Source organism: Rhizobium favelukesii (genome assembly GCF_000577275.2).
Lineage (GTDB): Bacteria > Pseudomonadota > Alphaproteobacteria > Rhizobiales > Rhizobiaceae > Rhizobium > Rhizobium favelukesii.
Genome location: NZ_HG916852.1, coordinates 2,459,338 through 2,477,070 on the forward strand (window position 1 = coordinate 2,459,338; position 17,733 = coordinate 2,477,070).

At 60.1% G+C, this 17,733-nt stretch carries 23 protein-coding genes; 7 read left to right on the plus strand and 16 right to left on the minus strand.

Features of this window, described 5'->3' with window-relative positions:
- Positions 1–23 precede the first annotated feature (23 nt).
- The 9 genes from LPU83_RS50780 to LPU83_RS50805 all read right to left on the minus strand — a co-directional run bounded on the left by LPU83_RS50780 (position 24) and on the right by LPU83_RS50805 (position 5,932).
- Positions 24–1,355, minus strand: coding sequence for an LLM class flavin-dependent oxidoreductase (locus tag LPU83_RS50780; protein WP_024318797.1), 1,332 nt, complete (start codon positions 1,353–1,355; stop codon positions 24–26).
- Between the two features lie 37 nt (positions 1,356–1,392).
- The gene (locus LPU83_RS50785; RefSeq protein WP_024318796.1) at positions 1,393–2,052 is read right to left on the minus strand and encodes a peroxiredoxin; all 660 of its coding nucleotides are present in this window, start codon (positions 2,050–2,052) and stop codon (positions 1,393–1,395) included.
- 37 nt (positions 2,053–2,089) lie between these two features.
- Entirely contained in the window at positions 2,090–2,224 is a 135-nt protein-coding gene (locus tag LPU83_RS75155) for a hypothetical protein (protein WP_258579805.1), read from the minus strand.
- A gap of 149 nt (positions 2,225–2,373) precedes the next feature.
- On the minus strand, positions 2,374–2,973 hold the full coding sequence (locus LPU83_RS50790; RefSeq protein ID WP_024318794.1) for an RBBP9/YdeN family alpha/beta hydrolase: 600 nt from the start codon (positions 2,971–2,973) through the stop codon (positions 2,374–2,376).
- Positions 2,974–3,009: 36 nt separating this feature from the next.
- Entirely contained in the window at positions 3,010–3,141 is a 132-nt protein-coding gene (locus LPU83_RS75160; protein ID WP_258579806.1) for a hypothetical protein, read from the minus strand.
- Between the two features lie 9 nt (positions 3,142–3,150).
- A complete protein-coding gene (locus tag LPU83_RS50795) occupies positions 3,151–3,309 on the minus strand; it encodes a hypothetical protein (protein WP_157997356.1) in 159 nt (52 codons plus the stop codon).
- A gap of 22 nt (positions 3,310–3,331) precedes the next feature.
- Positions 3,332–3,502, minus strand: a complete 171-nt coding sequence (locus LPU83_RS73055; RefSeq protein ID WP_167546207.1) for a hypothetical protein — start codon at positions 3,500–3,502, stop codon at positions 3,332–3,334.
- 18 nt (positions 3,503–3,520) lie between these two features.
- The gene (gene msuE / locus LPU83_RS50800; RefSeq protein ID WP_024318793.1) at positions 3,521–4,084 is read right to left on the minus strand and encodes an FMN reductase; all 564 of its coding nucleotides are present in this window, start codon (positions 4,082–4,084) and stop codon (positions 3,521–3,523) included.
- A gap of 633 nt (positions 4,085–4,717) precedes the next feature.
- A complete protein-coding gene (locus LPU83_RS50805) occupies positions 4,718–5,932 on the minus strand; it encodes an IS701 family transposase (protein ID WP_082321211.1) in 1,215 nt (404 codons plus the stop codon).
- Between the two features lie 60 nt (positions 5,933–5,992).
- On the opposite strand from LPU83_RS50805, the gene LPU83_RS74140 reads away from it, so the two are divergent.
- The 5 genes from LPU83_RS74140 to LPU83_RS50830 all read left to right on the plus strand — a co-directional run bounded on the left by LPU83_RS74140 (position 5,993) and on the right by LPU83_RS50830 (position 9,083).
- Positions 5,993–6,148, plus strand: a complete 156-nt coding sequence (locus tag LPU83_RS74140; protein ID WP_024317000.1) for an entericidin domain-containing protein — start codon at positions 5,993–5,995, stop codon at positions 6,146–6,148.
- Between the two features lie 210 nt (positions 6,149–6,358).
- Positions 6,359–6,586 carry a hypothetical protein gene (locus LPU83_RS74145; protein ID WP_024316999.1) on the plus strand — a complete coding sequence of 76 codons (228 nt, stop codon included), beginning with the start codon at positions 6,359–6,361 and terminating at the stop codon, positions 6,584–6,586.
- A gap of 303 nt (positions 6,587–6,889) precedes the next feature.
- Entirely contained in the window at positions 6,890–7,174 is a 285-nt protein-coding gene (locus LPU83_RS50820) for a hypothetical protein (protein ID WP_024316998.1), read from the plus strand.
- A gap of 168 nt (positions 7,175–7,342) precedes the next feature.
- Entirely contained in the window at positions 7,343–8,092 is a 750-nt protein-coding gene (locus LPU83_RS50825; protein WP_024316997.1) for a cytochrome c biogenesis CcdA family protein, read from the plus strand.
- A 40-nt stretch (positions 8,093–8,132) separates the two neighbouring features.
- The gene (locus tag LPU83_RS50830) at positions 8,133–9,083 is read left to right on the plus strand and encodes an AEC family transporter (protein WP_024316996.1); all 951 of its coding nucleotides are present in this window, start codon (positions 8,133–8,135) and stop codon (positions 9,081–9,083) included.
- Here the strand turns inward: LPU83_RS50830 and LPU83_RS50835 are convergent.
- From LPU83_RS50835 to cysG, 5 genes are read right to left on the minus strand one after another with little or no spacing between them, the layout of a single operon-like run.
- Positions 9,063–10,274 (minus strand): UbiH/UbiF family hydroxylase, encoded by a 1,212-nt coding sequence (locus tag LPU83_RS50835; protein WP_024316995.1) that lies wholly within the window; start codon positions 10,272–10,274, stop codon positions 9,063–9,065. The genes LPU83_RS50830 and LPU83_RS50835 overlap by 21 nt on opposite strands.
- 38 nt (positions 10,275–10,312) lie before the next feature.
- Positions 10,313–10,825, minus strand: coding sequence for a DUF934 domain-containing protein (locus LPU83_RS50840; protein WP_024316994.1), 513 nt, complete (start codon positions 10,823–10,825; stop codon positions 10,313–10,315).
- 10 nt (positions 10,826–10,835) lie between these two features.
- A complete protein-coding gene (locus LPU83_RS50845) occupies positions 10,836–12,506 on the minus strand; it encodes a nitrite/sulfite reductase (protein WP_024316993.1) in 1,671 nt (556 codons plus the stop codon).
- An 8-nt stretch (positions 12,507–12,514) separates the two neighbouring features.
- Entirely contained in the window at positions 12,515–12,829 is a 315-nt protein-coding gene (locus LPU83_RS50850) for a DUF2849 domain-containing protein (protein WP_024316992.1), read from the minus strand.
- A 2-nt stretch (positions 12,830–12,831) separates the two neighbouring features.
- Positions 12,832–14,268: a siroheme synthase CysG gene (gene cysG / locus LPU83_RS50855; RefSeq protein ID WP_024316991.1), complete on the minus strand. Its 1,437-nt coding sequence runs from the start codon at positions 14,266–14,268 to the stop codon at positions 12,832–12,834.
- 262 nt (positions 14,269–14,530) lie between these two features.
- Here cysG and LPU83_RS50860 point away from each other — a divergent pair, with 262 nt between their 5' ends.
- Together LPU83_RS50860 and mazG are read left to right on the plus strand one after the other, a co-directional pair.
- On the plus strand, positions 14,531–15,118 hold the full coding sequence (locus LPU83_RS50860; RefSeq protein WP_024316990.1) for a nucleoside deaminase: 588 nt from the start codon (positions 14,531–14,533) through the stop codon (positions 15,116–15,118).
- A 6-nt stretch (positions 15,119–15,124) separates the two neighbouring features.
- Positions 15,125–15,958, plus strand: coding sequence for a nucleoside triphosphate pyrophosphohydrolase (gene mazG, locus LPU83_RS50865; RefSeq protein ID WP_024316989.1), 834 nt, complete (start codon positions 15,125–15,127; stop codon positions 15,956–15,958).
- 64 nt (positions 15,959–16,022) lie between these two features.
- On the opposite strand, the gene hflX is transcribed toward mazG, so the two are convergent.
- Both hflX and hfq read right to left on the minus strand, forming a co-directional pair.
- Positions 16,023–17,357 carry a GTPase HflX gene (gene hflX, locus LPU83_RS50870; protein ID WP_024316988.1) on the minus strand — a complete coding sequence of 445 codons (1,335 nt, stop codon included), beginning with the start codon at positions 17,355–17,357 and terminating at the stop codon, positions 16,023–16,025.
- A gap of 77 nt (positions 17,358–17,434) precedes the next feature.
- Positions 17,435–17,677 carry an RNA chaperone Hfq gene (gene hfq / locus LPU83_RS50875; protein ID WP_003539403.1) on the minus strand — a complete coding sequence of 81 codons (243 nt, stop codon included), beginning with the start codon at positions 17,675–17,677 and terminating at the stop codon, positions 17,435–17,437.
- Between the last annotated feature and the right edge of the window lie 56 nt (positions 17,678–17,733).

Here is a 17,733-nt window from a genome sequence, read left to right on the forward strand (position 1 = left end):
ATCTCTTCCGCCATTATCGCGGTTCAGGGACTTGCAAAAAATCTGTTGGTGGGTCGAGGAAGGCCAAGGTGCTCACGCAGTGTCGTGCCCTCGTAATCCAGCCTGAAAATCCCTCGCCGCTGCAGCTCGGGTACGAGCCGATCGACGACATCGCCGAGACCTTGGGGAAGATACGGGAAGACGACATTGAAACCGTCGCTACCGCACTCCACCAGCCATTTCGTCATCTGGTCGGCAATCGTTTCCGGCGTTCCTACGAAGGCAAGGCCGGAGTAGCCGCCATAGCGCTGCGCGAGCTGCCGAACGGTCAACTGCTCCTCTTGGGCAAGCTTCAGCACGTGCGCGCGGCCAGTCTTGCTGGCATTCGTCTCCGCTATGTCAGGCAACGGCCCATCCGGATCGAAGCCCGAAGCATCGTGACCAAGAGCGATCGAGAGGGATGCGATGGCGCTGTCATAGTGAACGAGGCTATCGAGACGCGCCCGCTTCGCGCGCGCCTCCTCGACGCTGTCGCCGATAACGATGAAGGCGGCCGGCAGAATCTTGAGATTGTGAGGATCCCGGCCGATCGCGGTCATGCGCCCCTTGATATCGGCATAGAGCGCCTGCGCGGCCGGTAGGTCGCGAGGCGAACAGAAGACGACTTCTGCTGTCTCGGCGGCAAGCTGGCGGCCCGGCTCGGATTGCCCCGCCTGCACGATCACCGGCCAGCCCTGCGGCGGGCGGGCGATGTTGAGCGGGCCGCGCACGCTAAGCTCCTCGCCCTTGTGATTGAGGACATGCATTCTGGCTGGATCGAAGAACTGCCCACTTTCGACATCGCGCGTAAAGGCGTCGTCGGCAAAGCTGTCCCAGAGCCCGGTAACGACGTCGTAGAATTCCCGGGCGCGGTGGTAGCGCTCGCCGTGCTCGACATGTTCCTCGAGGCCGAAATTCAGCGCGGCATCGGGATTGGCCGTCGTTACGATGTTCCAGCCCGCGCGCCCGGCGCTGATATGGTCGAGAGAAGCGAAGCGGCGGGCAACGTGATAGGGCTCGTCGAAGGTCGTCGAGGCCGTCGCAATGAGGCCGATCCGATCAGTGACGGCGGCAAGCGCCGACAGCAGCGTGAACGGCTCGAAGGAGGTTACCGTCTGGCTTCTCTTCAGAGCCTCCACGGGCATGTTGAGCACGGCAAGGTGGTCGGCCATAAAGAAGGCGTCGAATTTCGCCGCCTCCAGCTTTTGCGCAAACTCCTTCAAGTGCTTGAAGTTGAAGTTCGCGTCTCGATAGGCGCCGGGGTAGCGCCAGGCCCCTGTATGCAGGCTGACAGGACGCATGAAGGCGCCGAGGTGCAATTGCCGCTCCTGTGCCATCAAGCCCTCCCGTCCTATACCTGCCCCTGCCCGAAGACTACGCCTGTGGCTGTTTGGTCTTGCGCAGGTACGGCAATACCGTGTCAAACGAACCGAAGCGGGTTGCCGCGTCCTCGTTCGAAACGGCAGCCGTGATGATGACGTCCTCGCCCTGCTGCCAGTTCGCCGGCGTCGCAACCTGATGCTTTGCGGTCAGCTGGATGGAATCGATCGCGCGGAGGATCTCGTTGAAGTTTCTGCCCGTCGTCATCGGATAGGTGAGGATCAGCTTGATCTTCTTGTCGGGACCGATGATGAAGACCGAACGGACGGTCGCATTGTCCGCCGGCGTGCGCCCCTCCGACGTTTCTCCGGCTCCAGCGGGCAGCATGTCGTAGAGCTTGGCGACCTTCAGGTCATTGTCGCCGATCAACGGATACTCGACATCGAAGCCGGTCGCCGTCTTGATGTCGTTCTTCCACTTGCCGTGGCTTTCCACAGGATCCACGGAGATGCCGATGATCTTGGCGCCGCGCTTGCGGAATTCGGGCTCCAGTCCTGCCATCGCGCCAAGCTCGGTCGTGCAAACCGGCGTAAAGTTCTTTGGGTGCGAGAAGAGCACCGCCCAGCCATCACCGATCCAGTCGTGGAATTGGATGGGACCCTGCGTGGTGTCAGCGGTAAAATCAGGTGCGATATCGTTGATGCGGAGGCTCATGAGCGTTGACCCTTGTTGGTAAAAATGGCGTTGGTTTTCAATGACGGGTGAATTGTCTAGCCGTTTTCAGCCGCTGTTCAAGCACCTGCGTCAAAACGGTCGCCTGATGAAGGATAGCCGCAAAGCTCGCCTTATCAGCCGCAGCAATATCCACGCTCATTCTGTCGATCATTTGACAGAGCTTCTCGATCTTCGGCGCGTCAGATTGGTCGTCCAGATCATGCGCATATTCGAGGAGAACCCACGCACGACGACGAAGTGTCCGCCGGCGAGTTTCACCCGACGTCGTCGATGATCGTCTTGGCGACGCCATGAGATCCTCTACCACGCGGACGAGATCTCTCTGCCGAGAGACCGCTTTTTCTGCGGTATCTTTTCGAGATGGCGGGTCCTGGCTTTCAGCGCTTCGAAAACACGGTAGCCGCCCGGCCAACGGCCATAGCCGCTGGCGACATTGATGTGTCCGGCCAGACCGGCGTTGCGCAACTCGCTACCCCAGAGACGGGCAAAGAGCGTCAGGCGGTCGAGCGACATGTAACGATCGTTCAGGCTGCCGACGACGATGCTTGGAAACGTCAGCTCAGCCGTCGGCATCGTGCCGAAAGCAATCTGGCGGGGATGAAGCTTCTCGGTCGCGGGAAGATCGCACGGCGCCACGAGGAGCGCTCCCCTCACCCGTGCTGCGGCAGGCCGCCCGGCGAGGCTCGCTGCAAGCAGACATCCTAAGCTATGGGCCACGATGTAGGCCTCGCCGACCTCTTCGAGCACGGCCTCGAGTCTTGCCCGCCAGATTCTCAGATGCGGATGATCCCAGTCGTCCTGATGGACGAGGCGACTTTCAAGATGATCCCGCAGCCAGGCGGTTTGCCAATGCGCATCCTCTGATCCGAAGAGCCCGGGAAGAACAAGTACTGGCGTCATCATCAATCCTTATCGCGTCGTGTGAGCTATCCGTTGCTAGAGAACGCCGAGAGTGATCGCGAAGAGGAGCCCGAAGGCGAGCACCGTGGCCACAGAAGCGGCCATATCTGCCACAACACCTACAAGCCGGCTTCGCGGAGCGATGCGGCGATCATCGAAAACAGCCATGACGATCCCTCAGTACCAGGGCCCCGGAGATGGGTTCCAATAGTAGATTTCATAGTCGCGGGCCGTCGGCTCGCCGTCACTTTGCAGCTCGATCCGCGGTGCGCTCGCCGTCGGTTGCGGAGGCCCGAGGACGGCCCACCGTAGCCATAAAAGAAGAGACTGCAGCATCGGCTTCTCCTTGCATACCTTGTCAGATCAACTGGTTGCGCCTCGCATTCGAAAGCAAGTCCGCGGCGGTGGCGACGGGGCCGAACAGCATCAGCAGACGGTTTTGCTCGCGCACCGTCAGTCGATAACGGCGAGCAAAGTCGAAGACGCTCCAAAGCTCGCTTCCCATCGGCGTCTTCTCCGCACTGTCCATCTCACCATCCCCCGGATCTCACTCGGCGGCTTGAAGCGTGGCCTTTACCGACGGGAGGAAGGAGAAGGCAGCCAACTCATCGACGACAGAGCCGATGCGGCCAGACAGCGCCTCGGAGACGACTTTGTAGTCGACGAAATCGCGGTCCGAGGCATAGACGGCCGTCGGCAGCGTGTGGGCCATGAAGAAGCCGAACAGTGGCCGCAGTTGATGCTCGACAATCAGGGCATGGCGATCCCCGCCACCGGTCGCAGAGATGATGATCGGCTTGGAGCGGAGTTCGCTCGGCTCGATAAGATCGATCAGATGCTTGAAAAGGCCAGGATAGGATCCTTTGTAGGTCGGCGAGCCGACAACCAGGACATCCGCCTTGACGATATCATCGAGAACCTGGCTGGCCTGTTCATCCAGCTCGCTGCGCCATAGGGCAGTGCCCAATGATGGGCCAACGTCCTTGAGATCGTAGATCTTCGAGGAAAAGCCGTAGTTTGCAGCGGCAAGCCCGGCAATATGCTCGACCAGGGCATAGGTCTTGGACGGACGGTTGAAGCTACCGGCAATGCCCACCAATCGCAGCGACATATATCTCTCCTTCGTTATTGCATCGAGTATTGTCTATAAATTTAGTGAACAAAAGAAATGACGTTCCGTTATGAGAAGGAAGCGTGAAATTCGATGCCCTCAAACGCGCCATCGCGGCAGCTTGGCTTCCGCAGCGCCTGCTAGCCTTTTGAGCGCAAAGCCTGCGAAGCCCGCGAATGAGCACCCCTGCCCCCAGAGGGAACGATTCAAGACCGCATAGCACGCGCCGTAAGGTTGGGCGGCGGAATAGTATTTGTGGGAACCTTTGGTCGCGTTCTTCGTTAAAAGAGTGCAGCGTTTGAAATCCGCGCTGCCGGACCAGCATCGCCTATGTAGGTCCAAAAGGCCCGGTGGATTCTACCCGCCGGGCTTTTCCTTGGACATCCCTTCCCGCCCTCATTTCATGGACTGGCTCAACGCGATTCCGGTTCGTTTTGAACAACTTGCGGTCTGGCGCATTAGCTATCGTCTTCAACTAGCATTACAGTTGCATTTTAGTTTTGAGATGAGCTCGTCGAGCGGCCGCCTGATGGGCGCGTCTCCAGCATGACCATGCGATGACGTAGGCGGGGTTTATGCGACGCTGGGCGAGTCTGATGGCGATGCGCCGGACTTCCTGGATAGACCAGCGGATCAAATCCTGATGGTCGGCATCCGCGGTCTTTTTGGGGGCGTCGCGTCATTGGCGCGGTACCGGATCACCGCCATCATGGCGAAGGCAAGCATGACGAGGGAGACGTGGCGATGCCAGCCATGCCATGACCGGGTTTCATTGTGATCGAGTCCGAGCTCGTTCTTGGCGGTCTCGAAGCTGTCTTCGATCGCCCAGCGATGGCCTTCAACGGAAACGAGCGTCTGGATGTCCGTCCCGGCCAGGCACCATGTGGCGAAGAATGCGAGATCACCGTCGCTGATATTGCGCCGGATCAGGAGGCCACGGGTCCAAAGCCCTGATGTCGTCTCGTTGTATTCGTCGGCATCGAGATCGGCGAGTTCACAGTAGGCCCAGTCATGAAGCCGCGCGCCTTTGGTGCCCTCACCGGCGGAAAGACGTTGCCATGCACTTGGATCGAGATCACGGGCGATCTCCTGCGCTGTGCCGGCGACCGGAGGCTTACCCGACCAGGAGCCGAAATGGTGGTCCGATTTAACCCCAAGAACGTAGCCTTTGCAGGCTCGACGCAGGGTCCCTTCAACGTCCCCGACGCCATACACCGCATCTGCGGCCACCCATGAAAACGGCACATCGGCTGCCAGCGCACGCCGTATCATCTCGACAGCCAAGCCTGGTTTGGTAGCGAAGGCTATAGCCTGAGGAACATGAGTTGCTGCCAGCCTTGCCGGATCGCCAGTCCAGCTCTTGGGCAAGTACAGGGCTCGATCGATAAAGGCATGACCGCGAACGGACACATAGGCGGCGAACACACCGATCTGGCAGTTCGTTATCTTGCCAGCCGAACCTGTATATTGACGTGCAACACCGCACGATGTCTTGCCCTGCTTGAGGAAGCCCGTCTCGTCGATGACCAGGACCGCATCATCCGTGGCGAGGTTTTCTACGACATACTCTCGCACGATGTCGCGAAGTGCGTCCGCGTCCCAGCGCCCGCGCCCCAGAATGGCTTGTTGCCGCCACGGGCCGGGATCACCGGCCGCCTCAGCACGCATCCAACCTGTCTTACGCCGCTCGTCACCCAGCAAGCCGTCCAGGAAAAGGTTCGCAGAGGCTGCAACTCGCTCCTGCGTAAACAGTCTGCGCATGCGAGCCTTCACGTCGCGCAACGATGATGCCCAAAGCTCAAGCGTCGTCTCGATTGATGCACCTGTCATCCATGACCTCCGAATCATGGAGACCCATAGATTCAGACCACAGATAGATATGCAACTGTAATGCTAGGAAACGCCCCGATGACGATCACCGCCAAAGTTACTGCTACCTTGTGCCTGCTCATTGTATTGAGTTCGTGCGCAAACACGATCAAGGGCGTCGGGCGCGATGCGGCCAATACCGTCAATGCTACCCAGAACGCCGGCAATCGTGTCGCGCACGCTGCGTCCCGTTAATTTCATTGATGGTTCGCAGCCATTTACCGGGCCGGGCCTGATGCTTCCGGTTTGAACGCTGCTGAGGACCCGTCCTTGGCGGCCATCCCAGACTGCGTTTCGGCACGGACGTCTCAATCTGTTCGCGTCAAATCGTCCGAAATAATCGTCGGGCCTTGAAATCGCATTGATGACGGCAAAGATTCCTCTTGATGCGATGGAGGCCAAGCCATGTCGAACTATAGAGAGGAAAGGCGGTTTCGGTGTCAGGACGACGGAGGGAAAACCTACGTTGTCATTCAGCAGATCAGGATTTCTGGACAGAACGCGGCTTCGCCCAAGACCGATTATATGACGGAGGACGGCGAGATCGTGAATCGGCTCGATGAAGAACATTTCCTCCTCCTGCTCGATGGCCACATACTGCATATTCCCCATGTTTCGGATGCTGATCATTGAGCCGTAGCGTTTGTCTGCCTCGCGACGTCGATTGCGGCACCGATGGCGGCGGACCGCCGAGCATCTGATCCCCGCACATTGCAGAAATTGTGTGCGACTGTCTTTCACCGTATTCAGTTTCCGATGCATTTAACGCCCGGCCGTGCGGGGCAAGCTCCATCGAATCATAACGCTCTGTGGTCATCTCCCACATGACTGGAACATGAACGCCCGTTTCAGTGCGCATTCATTCCTCACATCTAATCTGTCGAACCAACAGCGCTCCAAAGGCGTTACGTCAGCAGATACAGATGGAGACCGATCATGAGAAAGCTTATTGTTGCAGCTGCTGGACTTGCGACGCTGCTTGTGAGCGCACCAGCTTTCGCGGACGGCGTATACTTCGAACTCGGCTCCGGAGGTCCGCGCTACTATGACGATCCGCCACCGCCCCGCTACTACAGACACGGCCCGCGCTATGCCTACGACGATGACGATTATGATCGTCCGAGCTATGCGTCCCGGCAGGTATGCTGGGAACAGCCCGACCAGAAGAAGAGCCATCATCACTACATCACCAAATACAGGACCGTCTGCGGCGACCGCTAATCCGCCGTCGCCGACGGCGTGAGAATCCCCGTCGATCTCTGGTGCGCAGACTGCGCGCCAGCATTTCAGGAGGCTCTTTTTCAAAAAGAAGCGCAAAAAGGTGATTGGCCCCGATGCCTAGGCTGCGATAGGACTTCGCGGATGATTGCCTGCCGCCGGAGTCCCTAAGTGTCGATCGCCGATATTTCCTTGTTGAGCGCCCTATTTGCCGGCGCGCTTTCGTTCCTGTCTCCTTGCGTCCTGCCTCTCGTTCCGCCCTATCTCTGCTACATGGCCGGCATTTCCGTCGAGCAGTTCCGCGGCGGCAGTGCGGTCGCCGTTGCCCCGGATGCGCGGCGGGGCGTGCTGTTTTCAGCGCTTTTCTTCACGCTCGGCTTCGCCACCGTTTTCGTGGCCCTCGGGGCTGGTGCATCCAGCATCGGCATGGCGCTTCGTCAGCATCTCGATCTCCTGGCAAAGATCGGCGGCCTGATCATCATCGTCATGGGTTTGAATTTCCTCGGGGTCTTCCGAATTGGAATTCTGGCCCGCGAGGCGCGCTTTCGGGGCACCGACAAGCCGGCGACGTTGACGGGTGCCTATGTCATGGGCCTAGCCTTCGCTTTCGGCTGGACACCCTGCATCGGCCCGGTACTCGGTGCGATCCTTGGCGTCGCAGCCTCGCGGGAGACGGTTGGCTCGGGTGCCGGGCTCCTCGCCGTCTATTCCCTCGGCCTTGCCATCCCGTTCTGGATTGCCGCTGGCTTTTCCGGTGCCTTCATGGGCTTTCTGACGCGCTTCCGCCGACATCTCGGAACGGTCGAGAAAGTCATGGGCGCGTTCCTGATCCTGACCGGCCTCGCTTTCATGTTCGGGTTCGTCAGTGACGTGGCAATCTGGTTCCAGCAGACCTTTCCAATCCTGATGAAAATCGGCTAAGCCGAAATCGCCCCCGCAGAAATTTGCATTGGAATAGCCGTTGTCCGATATCGTCAGTCTGCCTCTGCCGTTTTTCGGCCTGATCCTCATTGGCTATATCGCAGGGAAAGTGACGAAGCAGCCCGCCGACGCGCTCGGCTGGATGAACACCTTCATTATCTATGCCGCGCTGCCCGCGCTCTTCTTCAAACTCGTCTCACGCACACCCTTCGAGGATCTGACACGCATCGATTTCATCGCCACCGATCTCGCTGCGACGTATTCGATCTTCATTGTGCTGTTTGCGATCGGTCGCTGGATCCGCGGCAGTTCGCTCGCTGACTGCACGATCCAGTCGTTTGCCGGCGCTTATGGCAATATCGGTTACATGGGTCCCGGCCTCGCGTTGCTGGCTCTGGGCAAAGGTGCGGCTGTACCGGTCGCGCTTATTGTCTGCCTCGAGAACGCACTGCATTTCATCGTCGCGCCCGCGCTCATGGCGGCAGCCGGCGATGATCGGCGCTCCGCCGGGCGGCTGGCGATCGATATTGCTCGGAAAGTGGCCTTTCACCCCTTCATCCTTTCGACGGCGCTCGGCTTTGTTGCCGCAGGCTTGCACATCGATCAGCCGCTCGCCTTCCAGCGCTTCGTTGATTATCTCGCGCAGGCCGCCGCGCCTTGCGCCTTGTTTACCATGGGCGTCACGCTTGCCCTTAGGCCGCTGAAGCGCATACCCGCCGAGATCGGCTATATCGTTCCGGCCAAGCTCATCGTACATCCGATCGTGGTCTATCTCGCACTGACAGCAGTTGGCGGCGTCGAGCCGGTCTGGATCTATGCCGCGGTACTGCTCGCCGCCCTGCCGACGGCAACCAATGTCTTCGTCATCGGCCAGCAATACGGCGTCTGGCAGGAGCGCGCCTCGGCGACGATCCTGATCACGACGGCCCTTTCCGTCGTGACGGTCTCGCTCATCCTGCTTGCGATCAAATCAGGCTTTCTTCCGGCTTAGCTTTTCCTTGATAGCGCCGGGAATGTCGCGAAAGCCGCGACCGGGCTCGATGCCCTCGCGCATGACGATGCTGCGCAGTGGCGGGAGTGCCGACAGGATGTGCAGGCCGGCAGCGCGCATCACCTGAACAGGCAGAAAATCGGACAGCAACGAGCGGTTGAGAAGATCGACGCTTGCCGTGCGGGTCATGATATCGGCGCGGCGCTTGCGATCGAAACGGTCGCCGGCATCGGCGGCGATCGGCAGTTCGGGCCGTGCGCAAAGAATATCCGAAAGCGCCATGACATCGCGCAGGCTGAGGTTGAGCCCTTGTGCGCCGATCGGCGGAAAGACGTGCGAAGCCTCGCCGATCAGGGCAATCCGCCCTTTGCCGGCGCGATGTGCCATCATGCCGGAGAGCGGCCAGAGTTGCGCACCTTCCTCCACCTCCACCTTGCCGAGCAGTGACTGCATTCGCTCTTCGACGACATTGCTCAATTCGGCAAGCGAGAGTTCGTTGCGCGCAACGGCGTCGGAAGGGTTCTGGACCCAGACGAGGCTGGAGCGATTGCCCGGCAGCGGCACCTGCGTGAATGGTCCGCTTTCCGTATGGAACTCGGTCGAGATGTTCTCATGCGGCAGCGAATGTTCGAAGTTCAATACCATGGCCGATTGCGGATAGGACCAGGTGCGAACGTCTATGCCTGCGGTTTCGCGGAGCTTCGACTTGCGCCCATCGGCGCCAACCGCAAATCCAGCCGAGAGGACTTCGCCATCAGCGAGCGTGACTGTCACAGACTCAGCGCCGATATCGATCACGTCGGCAAAAGACGTGAAACGCGTGATATTGCCCTCGACCGCAATCGCAGCCTCCAGCACCTCCATCAGCGCCCTGTTCGGGAAATTGTAGCCGAAGGTCTCTAGGTCCAGTTCGACGGACCGGAAGGTGGTGATCGGCGCGCGCAGCAAGCGATTCGTGCCGTCGATGATGCGCATCGTGGAAAGCGGCGCGGCAGCCGGGCGCAGCTTATCCCAAAGGGTCAGCCTGTCGAGGAAGCGGATCGACTGATCCATGAGCGCGGTCGTGCGCCGGTCCTGGCTGGGTGACGGCGGGGCAACGAGAACCACGTTGCGTCCACCGCGTGCCAAGGCGATAGCGGCAATCATGCCGGCAAGCCCGCCGCCGACCACCGCGATTTCAAAAGTCTTCATTGCACCGTTCCGTCAATTCATCGACGGCGATCCGGTGCTTATGCAGCCGGCTTCGCCTGACGGCGCCAACTATAACCCTTGCCGGCGTCCGCGTCACGCACAGCCGGTTGATAATGATGCGGAATTCCCGGCAGGCGGCGCTCCGTCAGGCGCTTGATCGCAGTCTCATTGGTCACCGCGAAGCTGTCGATACCGACGCGCTGCATCAGCGGGATCTGATCGATCAGCACGTCACCGACGGCGCGCAGTTCGTTGGTGTATCCGAGCCGGTCGCGCAGCAGCGACGCATGGCTGAACGCGCGGCCATCATTGAACGCCGGAAAGGCGACAGCGACGATCTCAAGCCGATAAAGGTATGGCTCGAGCTTGCGCACATCGTCCGCCGGCTTGATCAGCACGCCAAAGCCGACTTCATTGCTCTCGTCGGCTTTGGCGATCAGCTCATCGAGGCCAAGAAGGGGCTTCTGCGCCTCGCCTGCCTTCACCTCTTCCGTCTCAATCACCCAGGGATCGTTCTCGACGAAGCCGGTTTCTCTCCAGATCTTGCTCATCGTCGCCTCCTTACGCCGCTTCCGCCGCCGAACCATACAGCGCGTCCTTGAACGGCTGTGGACCGACGCGGCGATAGGTGTCGAGGAAAATCTCTGACGGTTCCTTGCGGATCGCGAGGTAGGTGTTGACGATCGTTTCGATCGCATCGGTCACCTTCTCGGGCTCGAAGCCACGACCGATGATCTCGCCGATCGACGTGTGCTCGTCGCCTGACCCGCCGAGCGTGATCTGGTAGAGTTCAGCGCCCTTCTTTTCCACGCCAAGCAGGCCGATATGGCCGACATGGTGATGGCCGCAGGCATTGATGCAGCCGGAGATCTTGATTTTCAGCTCGCCTATTTCGGTTTGACGAGCTGGATCGCCGAAGCGCCTTGAGATTTCCTGCGCGACAGGAATGGAGCGCGCATTGGCGAGCGCGCAGTAGTCCAGCCCGGGACAGGCAATGATGTCAGTGATGAGACCGGCATTTGCCTCCGCAAGGCCCATGGCTACCAGACCGCGATAGACGGCTTCGAGGTCGGCGAGTGCCACATGCGGCAGGATCAGGTTCTGCTCGTGGCTGACCCGGATTTCGTCGAAGGCATATTCCTCAGCGAGATCGGCAACGGCATCCATCTGGCTATCCGAAGCATCGCCTGGGATGCCGCCGATCGGTTTCAGCGAGATCGTCACCATGCCATAGTCGGGATGCTTGTGCGGCTGCACGTTCTGCTGCACCCAGCGAGCAAAAGCCGGATCGGCCTTCTTCCAGCGGGCAAGGTTCTCCCAGCCTTCGGCGCGATCGGGTAGAGCCGGCGGCGCGAAATAGGCCGCAATCGCTTCGACGTCCTGCTCGGGCAGCTTCAGTTCGGTATCCCTAAGCTCTGCGAATTCGGCCTCGACCTGGCGTGCCAATTCTTCCGCGCCGGTTTCATGCACGAGGATCTTGATGCGGGCCTTGTACTTGTTGTCGCGACGGCCATGCAGGTTGTACACGCGCATGACCGCGGTCGTATAGGATAGCAGATCCTCTTCCGGCAGAAAGTCGCGGATCAGCTTGGCGATCATTGGCGTGCGGCCCTGGCCGCCACCGACATACACGGCAAAGCCGATTTCGCCCTTGTCGTTCTTCTTCAGATGCAGGCCGATGTCGTGGACCTGGATCGCAGCACGGTCGCGCTCGGCACCGGTGACGGCAATCTTGAACTTGCGCGGCAGGAACGAGAACTCCGGATGCACGGAGGACCACTGGCGCAGGATTTCCGCATAGGGACGCGGATCGGCGACTTCATCAGCGGCAGCCCCGGCGAAGTGATCGGCCGTGACGTTGCGGATGCAGTTGCCCGAGGTCTGCATCGCGTGCATCTCGACCGTGGCAAGCTCGGCCAGCACATCAGGCATGTCGGAGAGCTTCGGCCAGTTGAACTGCAGGTTCTGGCGCGTGGTGAAGTGGCCATAACCGCGGTCATAAGTGCGCGCGACATGAGCGAGCATGCGCATTTGACGAGAGCTCAGCGTGCCGTAGGGAATGGCGATGCGCAGCATGTAGGCGTGGAGTTGCAGATAGACGCCGTTCATCAGGCGCAGCGGCTTGAACGCGTCCTCCGCGAGCTCGCCGGAAAGGCGGCGCTGCACCTGGTCGCGAAACTGCTCGACGCGCTCGGCGACAAAAGCGTGGTCAAATTCGTCGTAACGATACATCTGCTTCCTCAGACTGCGATGAATGCGGGGTCGGCGGGCTTGTAACCCGGCGCGTATTCCATGGTCGGACCCTGGGCACGAATGCGCTCGCGAAGGCGCAGCGGCCAGAGCACGCCGTTGGTCTCCTGAACTTCGACGACGGCAACGTCGACGACCTCGTTGTCGGCATAGGACTTCTTGCCAATCGCTTCCAGCGCCACGACGGCTTCAGCATGGCGAGCAACGAGGGCGTCCTGCAGCGAGGCGACCCAGTCGCCATTGGCGTTCAGCCAGACGGCAACACCATCCGTCAATCGGTTGGCGGTCAGAACCTTGTCTACCATGTTCAGCTCCTTGCAAATTCGTCGGACCGGGCGCGTTCGCGTACCAGCGGTTCCGACAGTTCGAAATTGGCGCCTGCGACCGCATCGCCGATAATGACCATGACCGGGCCGGTCAACTCGTTACGGTGCTGCAGGTCGGGAAGATCCCGCAAAATCCCATGCAGCAGACGGCGATCGGATCGGCTGGCGTTCTCGACGACGGCAACAGTCGTCTCCGCGGGAAGGCCGGCCTGCATCAGGCGTTCAGCGACCGAGGCGGCAACGGTGCGGCCCATATAGACGGCGATTGTCGCACCGGATACCGCAAGGCTTGCCCAATCCGGCAAGACATCGCCCGTCAGATCGTGGCCGGTCGTGAAGACCAGCGAGGACGCAACGCCACGCAGCGTCAGAGGCAGCTCGAAATCGGCAGCTGCGGCGAATGCCGAGGTGATGCCCGGCACCACTTCATAGGAAATGCCAGCAACTCGTAGAGCCGCCATTTCCTCCCCTGCCCGACCGTAGACTAGCGGATCGCCGGACTTCAGGCGAACGACACGCTTGCCTTCACGACCGAGGTGCACGAGAAGATCGTTGATCTCCTCCTGTGACTTCGAATGGCATCCCTTGCGCTTGCCGACCGATAGACGCTCGGCGTCGCGGCGGCCCATGTCGACAATTTCCTGCGGCACGAGGGCATCATAGACGATGACATCGGCTTCCATCATCACGCGCTGGGCGCGCAGCGTCAGCAGGTCCGCTGCGCCGGGCCCGGCACCAACCAGCCATACGTGGCCGTCGACCTTTTCTGCAGACTGCAGCAGGCTATTGGCTGCACGACGCGCCTGCGGCAGGTTCTCGTTGGCGACAGCATCGGCGACCGCGCCGGAGAAGAAATGGTGCCAGAAAAGACGGCGCGCAGCCCCCTTCGGCACGAGATGCTCGACGGTTTTTCGATAGCTGGTGGCAAGATCGGCCAGACGCCCCAGCGACGGCGCAAGCAGCTGATCCACCTGGGCGCGTATCATCTGTGCGAGCACCGGTCCAGCGCCTTCCGTGCCGATTGCGACAGCCACCGGCGCGCGATTGACAAGCGCAGGCGTAAAGAAATCGCAATAGTCAGGCTGATCGACGGCGTTGGCGGGCACTTTCTCGGCGCGTGCGGCCTCGACGATGACGCGATCCTGCGCCGCGTCGCCTGTCGCCGCAAAGACCAAAGTTGCGCTGTGGACCTGCTCGGCTGCAAAGCCGGCGCGCACGGTTTCGATGCGATTGGCGATCAGATAGGCGTGATAATCGGCCTCGGGGCGATCGGTATAGGCAACGACCCTCGCCTGCGTATTCAGCAGCAGGCGAACCTTCGCAAAGGCTTCGTCGCCATTGCCGAAGACAGCCGCGATCTTGCCCTCGACGCGAAAGAAGGCAGGAAATACCGACAGTTGTTCATTCTTGCAAGGCATCATCAATCCATTTCGAAGTTGCCGGAATATGCACCGTCCGGCCAGGCAAATGAAGAAACAGAAATTCCAAAGCCTGCGCGGGTGCGTATTCTTTTACCCGCTCTTCCAACGATTTGAGTAAAAGTCACCGGTGCGGCGCAGCGGGCACACCTGGAGCTGCCGCAACGCAGCAGAAAGGCTGTGAGAAATCCGACGACGCGATCAAATCGGCATTTGCCTCCTCTGGCGCTGCCGGTAGAGTGCAGCCACCAAGGAGAAGACCATGCCCGACACGACCATCGCCGCCCGCCTGCTCAACGTGATGGAACATGACATCCTTCCGATGACCGAACGTGGGGTCGCTGCCGGCAACAAGGTATTCGGCGCCGCGATCCTTCGCAAATCCGACCTCTCGCTGGTCGTTGTGGAGACCAACAACGAGCTTGAAAACCCGCTGTGGCACGGCGAGGTGCACACGCTCAAGCGTTTCTACGAGCTTGGCGAGAAGCCAGCCACGAAGGACCTGATCTTTCTCTCGACGCACGAACCCTGCACCATGTGCATGTCTGCGATCACCTGGGCCGGGTTCGACAATTTCTACTATTTCTTCAGCCACGAAGATTCCCGCGACGCCTTCGCCATTCCCCATGACCTGAAGATCCTGAAGGAAGTCTTCGGTCTGGAACCTGGCGGCTACCGTCGCAGCAACGCATTCTGGAACAGCTTTGCGGTTGCCGATCTCGTCGAGACGGAAGACGAGCATTTGAAGGCCGAGTTGAAGGCACAAACAGCGCGCATCAAGGCGCGCTACGACGCGCTCTCCGACAGCTACCAGGCGTCGAAGGGCGACAACGACATTCCGCTGAATTGAGTGACCATGGACGCTTCCAAAGACATTTCACGCCTGATCGAGATCATGGCCGCGCTGCGCAATCGGGAAACCGGCTGTCCCTGGGACATCGTCCAGACATTTGAGACGATCAAACCCTACACGATCGAGGAGGCTTACGAGGTCTCCGATGCGATCGAGCGTAATGACATGGACGATCTCTGCGAGGAACTGGGCGACCTGCTGCTGCAAGTCGTCTTCCACGCGCGCATGGCGGAAGAGGCCGGCGAGTTCGCATTTAGCGACGTGGTTGAGGCCATCACTCGCAAGATGATCCGCCGGCATCCACATGTCTTCGCCCGTTCCGATGCAGATACGCCGGATGCGGTGAAGAAGCAGTGGGACGATATCAAGCAGGCCGAAAAGCGCGAGCGCGCCGAACGGCGAGCCAAGCGCGGTGTCAGCGAAGATTTCAAGGCCGGTTTCCTGGGATCGGTCCAGCGAAACTTCCCTGCCCTGACCGAGGCGCTGAAGCTGCAGGAGCATGCTGCGAAGGTGGGCTTCGATTGGTCGGCGCCCGAACCGATCCTCGACAAGATTGAGGAGGAAATCGGCGAGCTGCGCGCCGCGCTGGCCGAAGGCGATCAGGCGAAGGTCAGTGATGAACTCGGCGATCTTATCTTCGCCGTCGTCAACATCGGCAGGCACGTGAAGGCCGATCCAGAAGAATCCCTCCGCGGAACGAATACGAAGTTTCGTAGACGCTTCAATCACATCGAAGCTGTTCTTGATGCAGAAGGTGAAACTCTGGCAGCAGCTAGCCTGGAGCGGATGGAAGAAATTTGGCAGGCGGCAAAGGCAATCGAACGGCAGTTGGATTGAGCCGACACCCTCACGTGAAGCGCAATCGCGGGCGTAAACTCAAGTACCCGCTGTGGGGGAGCCTCTAGCGCTCCCAGTCCTCTTTGCCAGCCTTCGGCCCGTTGCCGAGACGGCGCTCCAGTTCGACCGATTCGGTTTCCGAGAGGCGCACATCGAGTGTGATCGACCCGTCCTCGTTGTCTTCGCGGTTGTCGACAATCGCGTGGTCGTAGAGCCAAGGCAGCAGCGCCAACTTGTCGACAGGCAGGCGTACGGTCGCTTCAGTCAGCACGCCGGAAAGCCTGCGGCTGATCTCTCCCATCAACGTATCGATACCCTCACCGCTGATTGCGGATAGGGCAACCACGTTCTCGGCGCCGCTCGCCTTCTGAACAATCGCATCGTGGGCTTCCGGTTCAAGGCGATCGATCTTGTTCCAGACCTCGATGATGCGCTTGTCGCTTTCGGCCTCGTCGATACCGAGGTCCTTCAGGATGCGGAGCACGTCCGCGCTCTGCGCCTGGTTGTCGATGTCGGACATATCACGGACATGGAGGATGAGGTCGGCTTCCAAAACCTCTTCCAGCGTGGCGCGAAAGGCCGCGACGAGGTGAGTCGGAAGGTCCGAGATGAACCCGACCGTATCAGAGAGGATCACGGTGCGGCCATGCGGCAGCTTCATTCGGCGCAGTGTCGGATCGAGCGTCGCAAAAAGCATGTCTTCGGCAAGCACGCCTGCCCCGGTTATGCGATTGAATAGCGTCGACTTGCCGGCGTTGGTATAGCCGACCAGCGCCACGATTGGGTGCGGCACCTTCTTGCGCTTGGCGCGATGAAGCTGGCGTGTACGCACGACCTGCTCCAGCTCGCGCTCGAGCTTGATGATGCGGTCCTGCAGCATGCGCCGGTCGGCTTCGATCTGGGTTTCACCGGGACCGCCCATGAAGCCGCCACCGCCGCGCTGACGCTCCAAGTGCGTCCAGCTGCGGACCAGACGGCCCTTCTGGTAATTGAGATGCGCGAGATCGACCTGCAGCGTGCCTTCCTTGGTGGAAGCGCGGCGGCCGAAAATCTCGAGGATGAGGCCGGTGCGGTCAATGACCTTGGCGTTCCATTCTCTCTCGAGATTGCGCTGCTGTACCGGCGTTAGCGGATGGTCGACGATAACGAGACCAGAATCGTTTTCATCGAGCGTCGCCTTGATCTCTCCGATCTTGCCCGTGCCCATCAACGTTGCGGGTCGCGGATCGTTGACGGTTACGACGGTGCCATTCACCACATCAAGGTCGATCGCCTGGGCAAGACCGGTCGCCTCTTCCAGGCGGCTCTCGGGCGTCCTGGTGACCACGGGCGCAGCATCGCCCGCGCTGCGCCCGCCTCGCGCCTGCTTGAGCACAGGCACGACAACGGTCGCGCGCATGTCATCCCGGTGCTTGGCAGCTTCCGGGATGATCGAATCGTTCTTTGTATCGCGTGTCGAAATAATTGCAGTTCCTGTTAGGAAGCGGCTTCTTCGCTCTCAAACATCTGCATCGGCTGGCCGGGCATGATGGTCGAGATCGCGTGCTTATACACGAGTTGCGAATGGCCGTCACGGCGAAGCAGAACACAGAAGTTGTCGAAGGACGTAACCACACCCGTCAGCTTAACGCCGTTAATCAGAAAAATTGTCAGTGAAATCTTTTGCTTGCGAACAGTATTGAGAAATAAGTCCTGCAGATTCTGAGAACGTTCCGCCATCGCGCCGCTTCTTTCTTTATTGCCGGCTTCGTTTTGCCGGTGAAATACTAATCAAC